Below are 17,531 nucleotides of genomic sequence, written 5' to 3'. Positions count from 1 at the left end.
TGCTAAATGTACAGAAACAGGGAGTCAAATCCGCATCATGTGAGATTTCCATAGTTGTCTCATGGCAAGGGGTGTTTCACTTGCTCTTGATGCACTAATGAAAATATGGAAAGAGGGACTCCCAAAACGGTTATATCTGCTGCTTGAAAATCTATTTCATCTTCACCCCGGGCGGGAATGTATCTTACAGTGACGCCTTTAAGATGGCAAGTACGTCATCTTTGTTCAGTTTTTGGAAATTGCCGAATCCGCCGTATTCCATTTCTTTTGCGGCGATGTCTGCGATCAGCTCAAGCTTGTCTTCACCAATGTCATAATCCGCAAGGCGGGACGGTGCGCCGAGGCTTGTCCAGAACGCGGACAATTTATCGATCCCTTCAAGCGCAATTTCTTTATCCGTTTTGCCTTCAGTATTAATGTCAAACATGTTGAGCATCAGGTTTTTAAAACGGTCTACATTTGTATCCAGCGTGTATCTCATCCAGTTCGGGAACAGAATCGCAAGTCCTCCCGCGTGAGGGATGTCATAAACCGCTGATACGGCGTGCTCCATCGTATGGGAAGCCCAATCGCCGAAATAGCCCATTTGCAGCGTGCCGTTTAATGCGATCGTACCCGCGTATAAAATCGTTTCACGGTGCTTATAGTTCTCAAGGTCTTCCAAAAGTTTCGGTGCTGTTTCAATTACCGTCTGAAGGACCGCAAAACACATTCTGTCCTGAAGCGGCGTGTTTTCAACATTGTGGAAGTATTGTTCAAATACGTGGCTCATCATATCCACCATGCCGTATACGGTTTGGTTTTCCGGAACGCTGAAAGTATTCTCAGGATCTAAAATGGAGAAACGCGGATGAGTGACATTGCTGCCCCATACGAATTTTTCGTTTGTTTCCCAATTTGTGATAACGGAATCAGGGTTCATTTCAGAGCCTGTCGCCGCAAGCGTCAGCACCGTGCCGAACGGGAGCGCGTCCTGCGCCGTTACTTTTTTGCTGTAAATGTCCCATGCGTCGCCGTCATATTTCGCACCGGCCGCAATCGCTTTTGTACAGTCAATGACACTTCCGCCGCCGACTGCGAGAAGGAAATCAATCTCATGCTGTCTGCACAGCTCAATTCCTTTATTTACCGTTTCCAGACGCGGGTTCGGTTCAACGCCCGCAAGCTCATGAACGGTTGCGCCTTCTTCTTTTAAGATGCCTGTTACTTGGTCATACAGGCCGTTTCGCTTAATGCTGCCGCCTCCGTAAACAAGCAGCACGTTTTTCCCGTATTGCTTCAGCTCTTTTTTCAATTGGTCGATTTGACCTTTTCCGAAAATCAGTTTCGTCGGATTGTAGTACGTAAAGTTCTCCATTTATCATAACCTCCAAAAAAATCGTAAGGGAATTACTATAACACAGAAAAAAAGGAGCTGCCAATCCGGCCGCCCCCTTTATGTTATTACAATGATGCTTTCAGTATCGCAAGCACGTCTTCTTTCTGCAGTGACTTGAACTGTCCGAATGCTCCGTTTGCCATCGCTTTATCTGCAATCGTATCCAGCTTCTCATCAGAAATATCATAATCAGCGAGTCTGTTCGGAGCGCCGAGGCTCGTCCAGAAATCAGACAGCTTGCTGATTCCTTCAAGTGCGATCTCTTCATCTGATTTGCCTGTCTCGTCAATATCAAAGACACGGACGGCAAGCTGTTTAAAGCGGGCCGGATTTTCTTTGAGCACATGTCTCATCCAGTTCGGGAACAGAATCGCTAAACCTCCGGCGTGCGGTATATCGTAAACCGCTGATACCGCATGCTCGATGTTGTGTGTGGCCCAATCCCCTCTTGCGCCCATTGACAGCATTCCGTTTAATGCGATCGTGCCTGTATATAAAATCGTCTCACGAAGCTCGTAGTTCTCCAGATCATTGATCAGCTTCGGCGCTGTTTCAATCACCGTACGCAGAAGCGATTCACACATCCGGTCCTGATACGGCGTGTTTGACGTGTGGTGGAAATATTGTTCAAACACATGGCTCATCATATCGACCATGCCGTAAATGGTGTGGTCTTTCGGAACGGTAAATGTGTTTACCGGATCGAGAATAGAGAATTTAGGGTAAACGAGCGGGCTCCCCCATCCGTATTTCTCTTGTGTCTCCCAGTTTGTGATGACTGATCCGGAGTTCATCTCTGAACCGGTTGCCGCAAGGGTCAGCACTGTTCCGAAAGGCAGCGCTTCTTTCGGCTGGTGTTTTTTCGTGACGATATCCCACGCGTCGCCGTCATATTTAGCGCCCGCCGCGATGGCTTTCGTGCAGTCAATGACACTTCCGCCGCCAACGGCCAATAAGAAATCGATGCTGTTTTCTTTACAGAGCGCAACACCTTTGTTCACCGTTGAGACACGCGGATTCGGCTCTACGCCTGCCAATTCATGTACGGTAACTCCCGCTTTTTTCAGAAGTTCGGTTACTTGATCATAAAGACCGCTGCGCTTAATGCTGCCTCCTCCGTATACGAGCAGCACGTTTTTTCCGTACGGTTTGATTTCTTCAGGAAGTTTTTCAACCTCTCCCTTTCCGAAAATCAATTTGGTCGGATTCCAATATGTAAAGTTTTGCATGACATCTCCTCCTTTGGATTTATATTATGCAGAAAGATGACGTTCAATGTAAAGCAATCCGCTTTTTTGACGGCGCATCACATGGTTTACAGACATCGGCTTCCCGGGAAAGGCACTTGTACAGCCTGAGACAGTGTGTGATTTACACGGCGGAGAATGTAGTATGCATAGATTCTTTGCTTTGTCACAATCTATAACTGTTTCACGAATTCATAGAGGAGGTTGTTTACATGAGTGTTATTCAGCGTATCTGTCTCGTATTAACGATTATCGGCGCTATTAACTGGGGACTGATCGGGTTTTTCCAATTTGATTTAGTAGCAGCCATCTTCGGCGGCCAAGGATCAGCTCTGTCGCGGATTATTTACGGCCTTGTCGGCATCGCCGGTCTGATCAATCTCGGCCTGCTGTTTAAGCCGAACGAAGAAACATCCCGCGAGGAAGCGGCAAATCCGGAAGTCAGATAAACATAAAAAAAGCACCGAACATACATATCCGGTGCTTTTTTTAATGATTATTTTTTGATAAGGTCTTTGCGGTTGGACTGTTCAATCCACTCTTCAAGCTTATCTTTCAATGTGTTGAAACCTTGCGGAGCAGATGTTTCTTCAGAAGCTTGAGCCGCTTTCGGTTTTCTTGGTTTGCTTTCTTTTCTTTCAGGCGCCGCTTGAGTCGCACGGATAGAAAGGCTGATTTTGCCTTTTTCTTCGTCAACCGCAAGTACTTTTACTTGTACTTCGTCACCGATAGAAAGGTGCTCGTTAATGTCTTTTACGAAACCGTGAGTGACTTCAGAAATGTGAACAAGTCCTTGAGTTTCTTCATCTAATGCAACAAACGCACCATACGCTTGTAATCCTGTTACTTTACCAGTGTAAACACTGCCCACTTCAAATTTTGCTGCCATTCATAACAACTCCTAAGTTAAATTAAATACAGATTATACGCAATTTAAAATTATATCATACAAGTTTGTTTTTCGCAAAGAGAACTTTTTTTACATCATCATGTTTAAGCACAGATAAAGGAGGGTATACTATGATTACGAAGGCTTTCTAGTATTCCCCCCTTTTATTTGGATGCGAACCGGGTTCGTATCTTTTTTTATGCCCTTTTTTCAACAAACCGTTTGATTCTGACGAGCGCTTCCTGAATCTGCTCAATGGATGTCGCATAGGAACATCTGATGTAGCCTTCGCCGCTCGGGCCGAATACATTCCCCGGAACGACGGCTACTTTTTCTTCAATAAGCAGCTGTTCCGCGAATTCTTCTGAACTCATGCCGGTCGACTGAATGGAAGGAAAGGCGTAAAATGCTCCGCCGGGGTGGTGGCAGCCGAGTCCGATTTCGTTCAATGTCTCCACAATCAGGTTTCGGCGTCTCCGATAGCTTTTCTTCATTCTTTCGACGTCTTCCTGGCCGTTTTTCAGCCCTTCAAGCGCCGCATACTGAGCCATGGAAGGCGCGCACATCATCGCGTGCTGATGAATTTTGAGCATGGCATCCCTGATCACGGGAGGCGCCGCCGTAAATCCGAGTCTCCACCCCGTCATGGCAAATGCTTTGGAGAAGCCGGAAATGAGAACCGTGCGTTCCTTCATGCCGCGGATGGCCCCCATGCTCGTGAATGGCTCATCATACGTCAGCTCGGCATAAATTTCATCGGCAAGCACGATCAAGTCGTGTTTTTCAGCGAAAGCAGCGATGGATTCAAGCTCTTCTTTCGAATAGACTGAACCTGTCGGATTTGACGGCGAGCATAGAAGCAGCGCTTTTGTTTTGTCCGTCAGGGCCGCTTCAAAATCGGCGGCTGATGCTTTGAAACCTTTTGCAGCTACAGTCTGAATCGGCACCGGCTTCGCCCCCGTCAGGGTCACGAGTGATTCATATGCGACAAAACACGGTTCGGGAATTAACATTTCCTCTCCAGGATTCATAATGGCGCGGACAGCGAGATCAAGCGCCTGGCTTGCCCCTACAGTAACGATCAGTTCACTGTCAGGCGAATAACTCAGGCCGAACCGCTGATCTAAGTAGCGGCTGATTTCTTCTCTCAGTTCATAAAGACCCGCATTTGCCGTATAAGCCGTATACCCCTGTTCTAAAGAAAGAATACTCGCTTCCCTCACGTTCCAGGCCGTCACAAAGTCAGGCTCTCCCACTCCCAGTGAAATGACGCCTTCCATCGTAGCGGCCAGATCAAAGAATTTGCGGATGCCTGACGGTTTAATCTGCTGCACGTAGTCAGATAAATAAGAAGTCTTCGTTTCCATTTACGGAGACACCACGATTCTTTTGTCATCGTCTCCGCTTTCAAAGACTTTGCCGTCATGCTTATATTTTTTCAGGATGAAGTGCGTTGTCGTGGAAACGACAGACTCAAGGGTGGACAATTTTTCAGACACGAAGCTTGCCACGTCTGACATCGTGTTGCCGCGAATAACGACGGATAAGTCATACACCCCTGACATCAGGTACACTGATTCAACTTCCTGGAATCTGTATATCCGCTCAGCGACTTCATCAAAGCCGACATTTCGTTTCGGAGTGACTTTTACGTCAATCATCGCCGTGACGCCTTCCAAACCGTCGACTTTGCGCCAGTCGATCATCGCCGCATAATCAATGATGACTTTTTCCTTTTCAAGCTTTTCAATGATGCTTTTGACTTCTTTGGCGGGAATGTTTGCCATTTTCGCAATCGTTTCCGCATCAACGCGGCTGTTTTCGTCTAAAATTTCTAATATTTCTGTTTCTTTTTCGGTCAGCTTCATACGTTTCACACCTTTGCATTATCAAAAATCTTCATGACATTATATCACGATTTTCGACAAATGCTAAGAAAAACCCGAAAGAAACCAGAGCTAAAATCTGACAATCAAAAAAGCCTTTACATTACAACAAAGAAAGGACGGCGAAGGCTCTCATGGAAGCTGTTTCACCAATTAAACGGGCCGCGATAGACGGAGTTGAGCTGTATTACGAGCATTATGAAAATCCCGGCAGACAGACACTCGTCTGCGTACACGGTTTTTTATCTTCGGCATTCAGCTTCAGAAAACTGATCCCGCTGCTCAGAAACCATTATGATATTATCGCCGTTGACCTGCCTCCTTTCGGGCAATCGGAAAAGTCACGGACTTTCGTATATACTTACGCAAACCTCGCCAAGCTTCTGATCGGACTTTTGGAAAAGCTCGGTATCAGCCGGGCCGCACTCATCGGCCATTCAATGGGCGGCCAGATTTCCTTATCCGCGTCTCTTCTCAGACCCGAGCTTTTTTCTAAAATCGTCCTGCTGTGCAGCTCGGGGTATTTAAAGCGCTCGCACCCGTCGATTATATTCGGGACGCATCTCCCTTGTTTTGACCTGTACCTTAAGTATTGGCTTTCAAAAGACGGCGTGCTGAACAACCTGTTAAATGTCGTTCACGACCGGACGCTTATCGATCAGGAAATGATTGACGGTTACGAAAAACCATTTACAGACCGCCAGATTTTCAAAGCGATGACAAGGTTTATCAGACACAGGGAGGGCGATTTAAAGCCCGAGGATTTGAAGAAAGTGCAAAACCCCGCTCTTTTAATCTGGGGAGAAGAAGACCGGGTCGTTCCGGTCTCAGTCGGAAAACGGCTTCATGACGACCTGCCGGATTCCATTCTGTATTCACTCAAGGATACGGGGCACCTCGTACCCGAAGAGCGCCCGGAGTTTGTTTCGGAGCGGATTTTTGAATTTATTCAATAAAAAAAACCGGCGGAACCGCCGGTTTTTAAGGGGTGCAGGAGCTGCTTTCTTTTATGAACAGAAGCTGCTCGGCGGCCTTTTGGCAGCCTTCGATCGGAAGCTTTTGCTCAAATGAAGCTTCAAAGATATCCTGAATGGCTGCTGCCAGCTTGTCGGCACGGTCTTCACTGTAGACGGCCTGAACGATATCGACGGCTTCTGTCTCATAAAAATCTTCTCCATATTTAAACGGATCCCACTTGGCAATGATTTTCATCATTTCCATGACCGCTTGGCTTTCTTCCATTTTCATCACCGCTTATAATAAAGTTTGCAATTCTATTTTATCATAGATACGCTGTGCAAAATAATGATACTACAGGAGTGACATACATGAACTTTGATCTTCGAGAAAACCGTCTTGGCACACAATCGGTGAAATGGGACAAGGCGGAAGCGTTATTCGGCGTATCGGATGCACTTCCGATGTGGGTTGCCGATATGGATTTCCGCGCTCCCGAAGCGGTCACTGACGCCTTAAAAGCCCGCCTTGACCACGGCATATTCGGTTACACGTCTCCTGACGAAAACACAAGAGAAGCCGTCGCTTCATGGCTTGAGACGCGGCACGGCTACCGGCCCGATCCCGCAAGCATCGCGTTCAGTCCCGGTGTTGTCACGGCAATCAGCATGGCCGTACAAGCCTTTACCGAACCGGGCGATCCGGTGTTGATTCAATCACCGGTGTATACGCCTTTTTATCAGATGATCAAGGAAAACAAACGGCAGGTTTTACATAACCCGTTACGGGAAGAAAACGGCGTCTACTGTATGGATTTTGAGGATCTTGAGAAAAAGCTGACCGATTCTGAGGTCAAGCTGATGATTCTTTGTAATCCCCACAATCCGTCCGGCAGAGCGTGGAGCCGGGATGAGCTTATGAAGCTCGGATCGCTGTGCGCCGCCCATAACGTCACCGTCGTTTCTGACGAGATACATTCCGACTTGATGCTGTACGGAAAGCCGCATACGCCTTTCGCTTCTCTGTCTGAGGAGTTTGCGCGGATTTCCGTTACTTGTGTCGCGCCGAGCAAGACGTTTAATATTGCCGGCATTCAGGCATCCGCCATTATCATTCCCGATCGGTATAAGCGGGCGAAATTCTCCGCCGCATTGCATCAGAACGGAATTTCCAGCCTCAACACATTTGCGGTTGCAGCAATCGAAGCGGCCTATACAAAGGGAGGCCCTTGGCTTGACGCGCTGATTCCTTACATTGAAGGGAATATGAAATTGGCTGAGGACTTTTTAAGAAAAGAATTGCCGAAAGTCCGCATGATGAAGCCTGACGCTTCCTATTTGATCTGGATGGATTTCAGCGAATACGGATTTTCGGATGCCGAGCTCAAAGAAAGAATGCTCAAAAAAGGGAAAATCATATTAGAGCCGGGAACAAAATACGGACCGGGCGGCGAAGGATTTATGAGACTTAATGTCGGCTGTTCAGCCGCCGCCGTAAAAGAAGGGCTTGAGAGAATGAAAGCAGCGCTCGCTTAGCAGCGGAAAGAACGCCTTTATCAGATGAGATAAGGGCGTTCGCTTTAGAGAAATATATACTTTTTTTTCCGGTAAAGATGTTATAATAGATTCATATTTACATAGGAAAGGATTTCGCATAAATGGAGATTGTAAAGGATTACCTGCTTCACTTCTCTTTTATTTTATTCCCTATTTTTCTTTATCAAGTCTTCTGGCTCAGCAAGCCCGATTTGCTTGTGCCGAGAGCGAACCGCCTGCTGGTCGCCGTATTTGCAGCGTCATCTTCCTTATTATGTACGGCTTTTCCCATCCAGGAGCTTCATTCCGTCCGTTACGGCTTGCAGCTGATTCCCATTATCGTCTGCCTGCTTTATTCCGGTACCGCCGCAGGACTTGCCGCAGGGGCGGCATCCGTTTTTTTTCAGCTCATATGGTTTGAACCTTCCGCTCTTTTTTTCTTATCCTTAATTCCTTTTTTAATCATCATCCCTATCCAGCTCCAAACGAAATGGCCTTTTTTTTCAAAGCGGAAGAAACTGCTTTTCGCTCTTCTCATCGGCTGCACTGAAACCGCCTTGTTAACCGCATCTGTCTTCATCTATTCCGCGACCAATATTTTCAATTTTCAAAATCTATCTTCCGTTTATTATGAGGCGGCAGTATCTGTTTTTTTTCAAGTCAGCGCCCTTTTGCTGTGCATTTATTTGATTGAGATCATTGATGAGAATGCGTCCATGCGGGCAAGGCTGATTCACTCAGAAAAAATGGCCGTCGTCAGCGAGCTTGCGGCAAGCGTCGCCCATGAAGTCCGCAATCCGCTTACGGTCGTCAGAGGTTTTGTGCAGCTGCTGTTCAGCGGCGAGCAGCTTCAGGACAAATCCCACTCCGGATATCAGAAACTTGTGCTGTCCGAACTCGACCGGGCTCAGACGATCATTACGAATTATCTCGATATGGCGAAGCAGGATGACTATGAAAAAGAAAAGTTTGATATTTCTCTGCTCGTAAAGGAAACAGGTTCCTTAATGGAGTCTTATGCCAATTTTAAATCGGTGACCGTGACTGTTCAAAGCGAGCCTGATTTATATGTGTTCGGCGATGTAAAAAAACTGAAACAGGCCTTCATTAATCTGATTAAAAACAGTATTGAAGCCGTGCCCTCTGAAAACGGCCGAATCGAGGTCTCCGTCCAAAAACAGGAAGAGATGATTCTCATTCAGATTACGGATAACGGAATCGGCATGTCCGATGAAGAACTGCAGAAACTCGGCAAGCCGTATTATACGCTGAAAACGAACGGCACCGGGCTCGGGCTTACCGTGACATTCTCGATTATTCAGCATCATGAAGGCTCCGTCTGTTTCACCAGCGGCGAGCACTCGGGCACAACGGCCTCAGTCAGGCTTCCGGCAGCTGTTCACTAGCCAACCGCGTTGATCTCTTATAGAATAACTAGAGAGAGGTGAACGCTATGAATACGTTTGACATCGGCACAATCGTAAAAGGGTTTTATAAAACAGGAGCATACATAGGGGAAGTGACAGACGTCAGGCCCAATCACTATTTAGTGAAAATTAAAGCCGTTCTGACGCATCCCGCTCAAGGAGATCTTCATCATCCGAAGCAGGCGGATGTTCCGTTTTTTCATGAAAGAAGAGCGCTTGCATTCGGGGAACAGACAAACATACCGCATCAGATGGTCAAACCGTTTGATGGCGAGGTGCCTGATTATACGGCTTCCTTACAAGCGGCGTCTGCCCGGCTGAAAGATCAGCTTACAGCGGACGGCTCAGAATGGGCGGAACGTTCGCTCGACAACTTGGCCGCGTTAGAGCGTGACTATTTTAAAAGAACTTGACCCAGTCGGCATGATTGGGTTTTTTTATGTGGCCCGGCGAAACAGTTCAGTCAGATCGACGCGATCACCGATCGTCGGAGGTTTCGGTTTTTCAAGATATTGTTTATCCCGCTCGACAAGCTTGAATAATTTGTATGTCGTCCGCGCATCATCCAGCGCTTTATGATGCGTGCCCGTCCCTTTATCGCCATACTCTTCTGCCGCTTTCCAAAGGCCGGTCAATGTTCTGTCGCCGAAGAAGTTTTTGTATTCAAGGGACAGATCCCGAAGTTCTCCTTTGAACGGAAAAGGGATGTGGTTAAACATGCAATTTTGCTTTAACACTTTCATATCCATATTGCCCCAGGTGACGATCGTGCAGTTTTTATCAGGATCAAGCTCATTTAATTTGCGGATGAATTCATTAAACGTGATTCCGCCGTCCACGTCTTTTTGGGTGATGTTCAGAAAGGTTTTGCATCGTTTCGTCAGCTTCGGAAATTTTTTCGGTTTGATATAACTCGAAAACGTTTCAGTCACTTCATCATTCACTGTCTTGACAATCCCCGCTTCAATAATCTCGGGAAAGAAATTTTGCGGGCTGTATTTTCCGTCAGGCATTGTAAATTCAAAATCAATAATGAGCAGACTGCGCTGATCCACTTTTTTTACACCTGCCTTTCCTCCGATCAAAAATGATATTTTATGATAGTATATCAGTTTCCCCTCTGAAACTTTCTTCATTTTCTAAAAATAATGAATTTTCCTATATCCGCATCGAAAATACAAATACCGGATTCATTCCTATATACTAATGATTAGATACACGAAAAGTAAAGAAGGTGATGTTATTTCTGTCCGTAAGAAGAACTTCGTCGTCATTTGGATTACAAATTTCTTTATTTCCGCCAGCATGACCATGATTGTTCCGTTTCTTTCGTTATATATCGAAACGATCAGCCCCCATTCGGGCGGGTATGTGCAGAGATGGAGCGGGTATGTGTTCGGCGTCACGTTTTTAATGGCGTTTGTGATTTCCCCGTTTTGGGGCAGATTCGGCGATAAGCGCGGCTACAAAAAAATTCTCTTGATTACAGGAACCGGCATTGCCGTCAGCATTTTATTGATGGGGTTTGTGACATCCGTTTATCAGCTGTTTGTCCTCCGGCTGCTTATGGGTCTAGTAACAGGCTTTGTTCCGACATCGCTTGCCATGATTTCGGCGCAGACGCCGAAAGAGACTGCCGGGAAGACGCTCGGCACGCTGCAGATGGGTCAGGTGTCAGGCACTTTATTCGGACCGATGCTGGGCGGGCTGCTCGCTGACAGCTTCGGGTTTACGTACACATTTTTTATTACGTCTTTTGTCATTTTCGCATCCGTGCTTCTCGTTTTATTTCAGGTCAATGAGCAGCCGCTCGGCGAGAAACAAAACAAGCGGAAAACCTATTCCAGAAAACAGGTGCTCTCCTATATTTTTCACCAGCCCGCGCTTTGGGCGATGATGGTGCTTACTATGATCGTGCAGACCGGCAATTTCAGCATCCAGCCGCTGCTCGCTTTATATGTCAATGAGCTGCACGGACCTGTTAATTTAGCCTTTTTCTCCGGAATGGCGTTTTCAGCTACCGGACTCGGAAGCTTACTGCTTGCCCGGAAATGGGGGGACTTCGGCGACCGCTTCGGCCACAGCCGGATCTTAATCGTGCTTTTGATTGCCTCAGCGGTGTTTTTCATTCCGCAGGCGCTCGCCTCCTCCCTCTCCATTCTGTTAGTCTTCAGATTTCTGTTCGGCATGGTCATGGGCGGCACGCTCCCCTGCATTACGGCCGCAATCCGCGTCAGGGCGCCGGGCAGCATCCAGGGAGAGGTGCTCGGCTATAACGTCAGCTTTCGTTTTCTCGGAAATGTGCTCGGCCCTCTGCTCGGAGGTGCGGTCTCAAGCGGTTTTTCCATTTCGGCTGCTTTCTACGTCACCGCCTTTCTCTTTTTAATAGGCGCGGGGCTCTTATGGATGGCGGGACATCTGCAAAAGGATACAGCGTCAAATGCGGGCTGACCGGCAGCGATCACGATTTCTTCTAAATTTAACCTTCTCGTATTCTTAAAAGAATGATACGATATGGCTAGAAATCAGGAGAAAAGAGAGTGACCATGGTACGTAAAATAATCGGATGGATTTTGCTGCTCGGCATTATCCCGTTGTGTGCATTTACAGTTATTGCTTCCGGCAAAGAGGTAAAACAAATCAAGCCTTTTGATCAGGTGCTCGATAAACATATTGATTTAAAAGCGATCAACCTGGTTCAAAACAGTTACATGTATGACAGGGACGGAAGCCTTGTTTCTGAGATTGTCAGCGATCATGAGAACCGCGTGATCGTGCCCTTTAATAAAATACCGAATGAGGTAAAACAACTGTTTTTAACCTCTGAAGACCGTCATTTTTATGAGCATAAAGGGTTTGACTTTATGGGGATGGTCAGGGCGGCCGCCTCCAATTTCAAAGATCATAAAATTGATCAGGGCGCCAGCACCATCACCCAGCAGCTGGCAAGGAATGTGTATTTAAGCCATGAACGCACCTTCAGCCGAAAACTGACGGAGCTGGCCTATTCCTATCAGCTTGAGAAAAAATACAGCAAAGATGAGATTTTAGAAGGCTACTTAAATACGATTTATTTTAATAACGGCGTATACGGTGTCGGTTCGGCGGCACAATTTTATTTCAGCAAGCCGCTGAAATCTCTCACTTTGGGAGAAATGGCCTTTATCTGCGCCATCCCTAATAACCCTACATTATATGATCCTCTCAAGCATTTTGATTATACGAAAAAACGACAAGTCAGATTGCTTAACGGATTAAAAAAAGCAGGCGTTATATCCGGGAAACAGCTGAAAAAAGCCGAAAAGGAAAAGATCAAGCTTGATATAAACGAAAAAACAAATAAATATCCTGACTATGTTTCCTATGTAAATGATGAATTCACACAGCTTGTTTCATCATCCGAAGGCTATGACAAACGTCTTGAAAAAGCTTCCGGAAAGGCGAAACAAAAAATACAGAGTGAGCTTTCAGACAGAGTCAGCACATTGTTAAAAGACGGCGTGAAGATTTATACGGCGCTGAATCCGTATATGCAAAACCAGGTCGTCGCCCAAGTGAATCAAAATCTGCCGTATGCAGGCGTCCAAGGCGGAGCGGCCGTGATTAATCATCAGACACATCAGATTATCGCGCTTTCAGGCGGGAAAGATTACCATAAATATGATTTCAACCGTGCCTATCAGGCATACAGACAGCCCGGTTCATCCATTAAGCCGCTGCTTGATTACGGACCTTACATTGAAAAGACCGGCGCAACGCCACACAGCAAGATTGACGCAAGCAAATTCTGCAGTGCGGATTACTGCCCGCAAAACTACAATAACCGCACGTACGGTACGGTCACGCTGGAAACGGCGTTTAAATACTCGTACAACACACCGGCCATCAGAATCATGGACCGCGTCGGCGTCAATAAGGCGTTCAGCTACCTTGAACCGTTTCATTTCGCGAAGCTGGTCAGCGCGGATTACCGTCTGCCTGCGGCGCTTGGCGGTTTTACAAACGGCATGACGCCGCTTGAAATGACCAATGCGTACACCACGTTCGGCAACAACGGCGTTTATACGCCGAGCCATGCGATTACAAAAGTGACTGATTTAAAAGGAAAAACGATATTAAAATGGAAAGATGAGCCGACTCAGGTATTCAGCGTGCGGACCAACATGCAGATCAAAGAAATGATGAAAGCCGTCGTCAAGAGCGGTACAGGAAAGAAAGCGAACTTTAAAGCTCCGTACGTCGGCGGAAAATCAGGAACGTCAAATGACTATCACGATATGTGGTTTGTCGGCCTGACGGACGCTTATACGATGGGGGTATGGGTCGGCAAGGATACACCGTCAAGCGTCGAATACCTTCATGACGCAAGCCCTCAGCTTTCGATCTGGAAAAACACGCTGCAGGCAGCTTATTAAAGATAACGGAGGGGATCCGCTTTGAAACCAGCTCAGCTTCCGGACCGCGTACTTTTGTTTGACGGCGTCTGCAACTTATGCAGCGGCGCCGTTCAATTCATCATTAAACGCGATCCGGCCGGCAAAATCTCATTTGCATCATTGCAATCAGATACCGCCCGGGAGCTTTTGGCATCAGAAGGACTTCCGACAGAACAATTTGACAGCATGATTTTTATCGAAAACGGGCGGATATACAAAAAATCCGCCGCCGTGTTAAAGGTTTCCCGTCATCTCCGCGGAGCCTGGCGGCTGTCAGCGGTTTTTTTCGCAGTGCCCCGCCCCCTCAGGGATAGAGCCTATTCTTTCATCGCCCGGCGCCGTTACAAATGGTTCGGAAAAAGGGAAGCATGCATGCTCCCCTCCCCTGAGATCAAAAACAGATTTCTGTCTTAACAAAAATGGCTAGCTTACACAGGTAAGCTAGCCATTATGCTATTATAAAGCTTGATAAAGATGTACAAAATACCGATAACAAAAGTAAACCAAAACAGAATCTCAAGCAATATAAAACCGATCAGCGAAACGATCGAGAGTGTCGAATAGATTCTGTACACCATGAAAATCAAATAAACGAGCGTAACAACGGCAAATAACGCCGCAATCCAAAAACCATTCTGCACGAGCGCAAAGGAAAGAATTCCTCCGCCTACATAAATTAAAGAGCCTAATCTGATTTTTTTCAGATTGTCCCCTTCAGGGTCATTTGTGAAAAACAAAAGAGACAGCTCTGTCACTGTGTTTGCAATCAGCTTCAAAGCCGAAAAAAGCATAAAATACACAAGGGCGAACGCTGCAAAAAGCGCCAGTCTGATCCCTTTCTCAGAGAAATAATCCAGCATCCCCTGATACATGCCGAGCGTCTGAAGTATCTTCATGACATAAAGCGAGGTAGAAATGGATAATGACGAACTAAAAAGCAGAATCGCAACGAGCGGAAAATAACCCGTCCAATAAGTATTTTTCATATAAAAAGTCCCTTTCTGTAATCTACCTCACTTATTATGGAGGACTTAAAACACATTGACAAGATAAAAAATACCATTTTTCCTCACTTTTACGAAATAAGGGCCTGATCTTCACAAACCGGCTTTTTCGGAGTAAAGTAGAACGCGGGAATGATAAACGTAAGGAAGGCTGTTATGAAAAAAACATTAAAATTGCAAACCCGATTAACGATATTCGTCTGTATTGTCGTCCTTATCGCACTTTGTATCACCTTTTTCACGATCAGCGTCCAAACAGCAGACCGCGTGAAAGAAGAAGAACGGACGACCGCGCTGCGCACCGCAAAGCTGGTCGCGGAAACACCGAGTGTCGCGCGGGCATTGCAAACAAGAAAAGGGCTGAAAGAGCTCCGGGATTATACATTAGACGTCCAGCATACGACAGGAACCGAATTTGTCGTGGTGATGGATATGAACAGCATCCGCCTCACCCACCCCGACGCAAATAAAATCGGGAAGAAATTCACCGGCGGAGATGAACAGCCGGCGATGCACGGGCATATCAAAACGAGCACATCAGCGGGAACTCTCGGAAAATCCATGAGAGCCTTCGTACCGATCTATGGAAAAGATAAAAAACAAGTGGGCGTCGTTTCGGTCGGAATTTCGCTTAACAAAATACAGGATGTCGTCAGCCACAGTTTGAGACCGCTTTATTTCATCATCTGCGTAAGTATTTTTGTCGGCGTCATCGGAGCCGTCATTGTCGCCCGCACCGTCAAAAACATTATGTACGGTCTTGAGCCTTATGAAATCGCCACCCTCCTCGAAGAGCGGAGCGCCATGCTCGAATCAACGAAGGAAGGCATCCTGGCGGTTGACGCGCGTGGAAAAATCAAGCTCGCCAATGCGGAAGCGAAACGGCTTTTTATTAAAATGGGTATTCCGACTAATCCGGTCGATCAAGATGTGAACGATATTCTCCCGAAAAGCCGGCTGAAACAAGTGATTGAAACGAAAAAACCGCTTCAGGACAGGGATATCCGCATTAACGGGCTTGAGCTGGTCTTTAATGAGGTTCCGATTCATCTAAAAGGACAAACCGTCGGAGCGATCGCCACGTTCAGGGACAAAACGGAGGTCAAACATTTAGCAGAACAGCTGTCCGGTGTTAAAATGTATGCAAACGCATTAAGAGCCCAGTCTCATGAATTCATGAATAAGCTTCATGTTATTTTAGGGCTTGTCCAGTTAAAAGAATACGATGATCTCGGCACTTACATTAAAGACATTGCCATTCAGCAGAAGACGGAAACAAGCGAGATTATAAGTGATGTCAAAAGTCCGGTTCTCGCAGGGTTTCTTCTAGGAAAACAAAGCTACATACGCGAACAGGGCGCTGATCTGGACATTCAGCTCGGCAGCCTGATCCCGAATGCGGCAGATCCGGCCGTCATCCATGAGCTTATTACGATTATCGGAAACCTGTTAAACAACGCGCTCGACGCGGTGGCGCAGATGCCGAAAAAAAACATTACGTGCTCGATGCGGTTTCAGGATCGCCAGCTTGATATAGAGATTACGGACACGGGAGCCGGAATGTCTGCGGCAGACCAAGCCCGTATTTTTGAACAAGGTTATTCCACGAAAGGGACAAACCGGGGGTTCGGCCTCTATTTCACCCAGCAGGCAACAGAAAATTTAAAAGGCCATATGATTGTGACAAGTGAAAAGAATGAAGGAACGACTTTCAGTCTTCGCATTCCGTATGAACCGAAGGAGGAAAATGATGATTAATGTACTCATAGTTGAAGACGACCCCATGGTGGGTGAATTAAATAAACGCTATCTCAGCCAGATTGAAGGATTTCAGCTGAAAGGGATCGCATCATCCTTTCAAAGCGCGCTGCACGTGCTGAGCGAGCATCATATCGATCTCATCCTTCTTGACATTTACATGCCGGGAAAAAACGGGCTTGAGCTATTAACGGAAATCCGCAAACAAAATGAATCGGTTGATGTCATCGTCATTTCGGCCGCAAGCGAGCTGGACGTCATCAAAAAAACGCTTCGGTACGGCGCCGTCGATTATTTAATCAAACCATTTGAATTTGACCGCTTTCAAACCGCTCTTTCCGACTACAGACGCAAGCAGAAAGTTTATCAATCACACAGAAGCATGACACAGAAAGAATTGGATGCCGAGCTTTTTCAAAAGAAAGAAGCGGCGGAAAAGGTTCACCTTCCGAAGGGATTGACAAAAAGCACGCTTAAACTCATCTGGGCGAGCATTGAGTCTTTCGGTGACGGCTCTTTTACCACGGAAGATCTCGCCAAGCATACTGAAATCTCGCAAGTCTCCATCCGGAAATACCTTAAATTTCTGGAAGACATACAAGTGCTGAATGTAGAGATGGCGTACGGCACGATCGGCAGACCCGTCTTCCAATATCATATCAACACCGGCAATGTCAGCAGCATCAAACAATATTTATAATGTCAAAAAGCGCCGTTCCGCTGTGAACGGTGCTTTTTTACTGTCATATCCCGTGACAAAAGGCTTGAGGTTCCTTTTTTGTATGCTATATAAGGATAATGACCCGGCTGATCCTCCTCTGTTTTATCCAGATGAGGAAGCCGATTCATAAAATTGATATTTTTTAAAAAATAAGCAAATTTCTATTTATTTATGGCGGGTAAAATGATAAATTATGATTGGTTAGCAGATCTTTTCAGATAAGTCATAAGTCCCGAACCCGGAAGAGACAGCCGCTCAAGGCGGGAAAAAGAGAGACGTTTCATCATTATTAT

Annotated in this window: 18 protein-coding genes; 10 read left to right on the top strand and 8 right to left on the bottom strand. The window is 46.4% G+C overall.

Going from position 1 to position 17,531, the window contains the following annotated elements:
- Positions 1-184 precede the first annotated feature (184 nt).
- Both AC1RRX_RS03325 and AC1RRX_RS03320 read right to left on the bottom strand, forming a co-directional pair.
- Positions 185-1,357: an iron-containing alcohol dehydrogenase gene (locus tag AC1RRX_RS03325; protein WP_144463941.1), complete on the bottom strand. Its 1,173-nt coding sequence runs from the start codon at positions 1,355-1,357 to the stop codon at positions 185-187.
- 86 nt (positions 1,358-1,443) lie between these two features.
- A complete protein-coding gene (locus AC1RRX_RS03320) occupies positions 1,444-2,607 on the bottom strand; it encodes an iron-containing alcohol dehydrogenase (RefSeq protein WP_088461331.1) in 1,164 nt (387 codons plus the stop codon).
- Positions 2,608-2,837: 230 nt separating this feature from the next.
- On the opposite strand from AC1RRX_RS03320, the gene AC1RRX_RS03315 reads away from it, so the two are divergent.
- Complete coding sequence (locus tag AC1RRX_RS03315) at positions 2,838-3,074, top strand: DUF378 domain-containing protein (RefSeq protein WP_003152104.1); 237 nt, start codon at positions 2,838-2,840, stop codon at positions 3,072-3,074.
- Positions 3,075-3,121: 47 nt separating this feature from the next.
- Here AC1RRX_RS03315 and yugI read toward each other — a convergent pair whose 3' ends face one another.
- From yugI to AC1RRX_RS03300, 3 genes are all read right to left on the bottom strand, one after another.
- Positions 3,122-3,514, bottom strand: a complete 393-nt coding sequence (gene yugI, locus AC1RRX_RS03310; RefSeq protein ID WP_007408653.1) for a S1 domain-containing post-transcriptional regulator GSP13 — start codon at positions 3,512-3,514, stop codon at positions 3,122-3,124.
- A 197-nt stretch (positions 3,515-3,711) separates the two neighbouring features.
- Positions 3,712-4,881, bottom strand: a complete 1,170-nt coding sequence (locus AC1RRX_RS03305; protein ID WP_025285179.1) for an aminotransferase — start codon at positions 4,879-4,881, stop codon at positions 3,712-3,714.
- Positions 4,882-5,382 carry an Lrp/AsnC family transcriptional regulator gene (locus tag AC1RRX_RS03300; protein WP_144463940.1) on the bottom strand — a complete coding sequence of 167 codons (501 nt, stop codon included), beginning with the start codon at positions 5,380-5,382 and terminating at the stop codon, positions 4,882-4,884. It lies immediately after the preceding gene.
- A 152-nt stretch (positions 5,383-5,534) separates the two neighbouring features.
- Between AC1RRX_RS03300 and AC1RRX_RS03295 the strand changes: the two genes are divergently transcribed.
- A complete protein-coding gene (locus tag AC1RRX_RS03295; protein ID WP_032876825.1) occupies positions 5,535-6,356 on the top strand; it encodes an alpha/beta fold hydrolase in 822 nt (273 codons plus the stop codon).
- Positions 6,357-6,381: 25 nt separating this feature from the next.
- On the opposite strand, the gene AC1RRX_RS03290 is transcribed toward AC1RRX_RS03295, so the two are convergent.
- Positions 6,382-6,642: a DUF1871 family protein gene (locus AC1RRX_RS03290; RefSeq protein ID WP_003152094.1), complete on the bottom strand. Its 261-nt coding sequence runs from the start codon at positions 6,640-6,642 to the stop codon at positions 6,382-6,384.
- A gap of 86 nt (positions 6,643-6,728) precedes the next feature.
- Between AC1RRX_RS03290 and AC1RRX_RS03285 the strand changes: the two genes are divergently transcribed.
- The 3 genes from AC1RRX_RS03285 (at position 6,729) to kapB (ending at position 9,732) form a co-directional block, all read left to right on the top strand.
- Positions 6,729-7,892, top strand: a complete 1,164-nt coding sequence (locus AC1RRX_RS03285) for a MalY/PatB family protein (protein ID WP_040238949.1) — start codon at positions 6,729-6,731, stop codon at positions 7,890-7,892.
- Positions 7,893-8,014: 122 nt separating this feature from the next.
- On the top strand, positions 8,015-9,298 hold the full coding sequence (locus AC1RRX_RS03280; RefSeq protein ID WP_040238948.1) for an ATP-binding protein: 1,284 nt from the start codon (positions 8,015-8,017) through the stop codon (positions 9,296-9,298).
- A 47-nt stretch (positions 9,299-9,345) separates the two neighbouring features.
- Positions 9,346-9,732, top strand: a complete 387-nt coding sequence (gene kapB, locus AC1RRX_RS03275) for a kinase-associated lipoprotein KapB (protein WP_007408657.1) — start codon at positions 9,346-9,348, stop codon at positions 9,730-9,732.
- Between the two features lie 24 nt (positions 9,733-9,756).
- Here the strand turns inward: kapB and kapD are convergent, their stop codons facing one another.
- Positions 9,757-10,374: a 3'-5' exonuclease KapD gene (gene kapD, locus AC1RRX_RS03270; protein ID WP_003152084.1), complete on the bottom strand. Its 618-nt coding sequence runs from the start codon at positions 10,372-10,374 to the stop codon at positions 9,757-9,759.
- 151 nt (positions 10,375-10,525) lie between these two features.
- Between kapD and AC1RRX_RS03265 the strand changes: the two genes are divergently transcribed.
- The 3 genes from AC1RRX_RS03265 to AC1RRX_RS03255 all read left to right on the top strand — a co-directional run bounded on the left by AC1RRX_RS03265 (position 10,526) and on the right by AC1RRX_RS03255 (position 14,169).
- Entirely contained in the window at positions 10,526-11,770 is a 1,245-nt protein-coding gene (locus AC1RRX_RS03265; RefSeq protein WP_007408659.1) for a multidrug efflux MFS transporter, read from the top strand.
- Positions 11,771-11,859: 89 nt separating this feature from the next.
- On the top strand, positions 11,860-13,734 hold the full coding sequence (locus tag AC1RRX_RS03260) for a transglycosylase domain-containing protein (protein WP_012118304.1): 1,875 nt from the start codon (positions 11,860-11,862) through the stop codon (positions 13,732-13,734).
- Positions 13,735-13,755: 21 nt separating this feature from the next.
- Positions 13,756-14,169, top strand: a complete 414-nt coding sequence (locus AC1RRX_RS03255; RefSeq protein ID WP_014305710.1) for a thiol-disulfide oxidoreductase DCC family protein — start codon at positions 13,756-13,758, stop codon at positions 14,167-14,169.
- 14 nt (positions 14,170-14,183) lie between these two features.
- On the opposite strand, the gene AC1RRX_RS03250 is transcribed toward AC1RRX_RS03255, so the two are convergent.
- Positions 14,184-14,741 (bottom strand): YufK family protein, encoded by a 558-nt coding sequence (locus tag AC1RRX_RS03250; protein ID WP_007408662.1) that lies wholly within the window; start codon positions 14,739-14,741, stop codon positions 14,184-14,186.
- Positions 14,742-14,915: 174 nt separating this feature from the next.
- Between AC1RRX_RS03250 and malK the strand changes: the two genes are divergently transcribed.
- Both malK and AC1RRX_RS03240 read left to right on the top strand, forming a co-directional pair.
- Positions 14,916-16,517, top strand: a complete 1,602-nt coding sequence (malK, locus tag AC1RRX_RS03245; protein ID WP_012118305.1) for a malate sensor histidine kinase MalK — start codon at positions 14,916-14,918, stop codon at positions 16,515-16,517.
- The gene (locus AC1RRX_RS03240) at positions 16,510-17,217 is read left to right on the top strand and encodes a response regulator (RefSeq protein WP_003152077.1); all 708 of its coding nucleotides are present in this window, start codon (positions 16,510-16,512) and stop codon (positions 17,215-17,217) included. Before malK ends, AC1RRX_RS03240 begins: the two co-directional genes overlap by 8 nt.
- Positions 17,218-17,531 lie beyond the last annotated feature (314 nt).

Source organism: Bacillus sp. GW821-FHT11D08, from assembly GCF_058808515.1.
The sequence above is the reverse complement of the archived record's forward strand: the minus strand, read 5'-3'. Positions and strand labels throughout refer to the sequence as shown.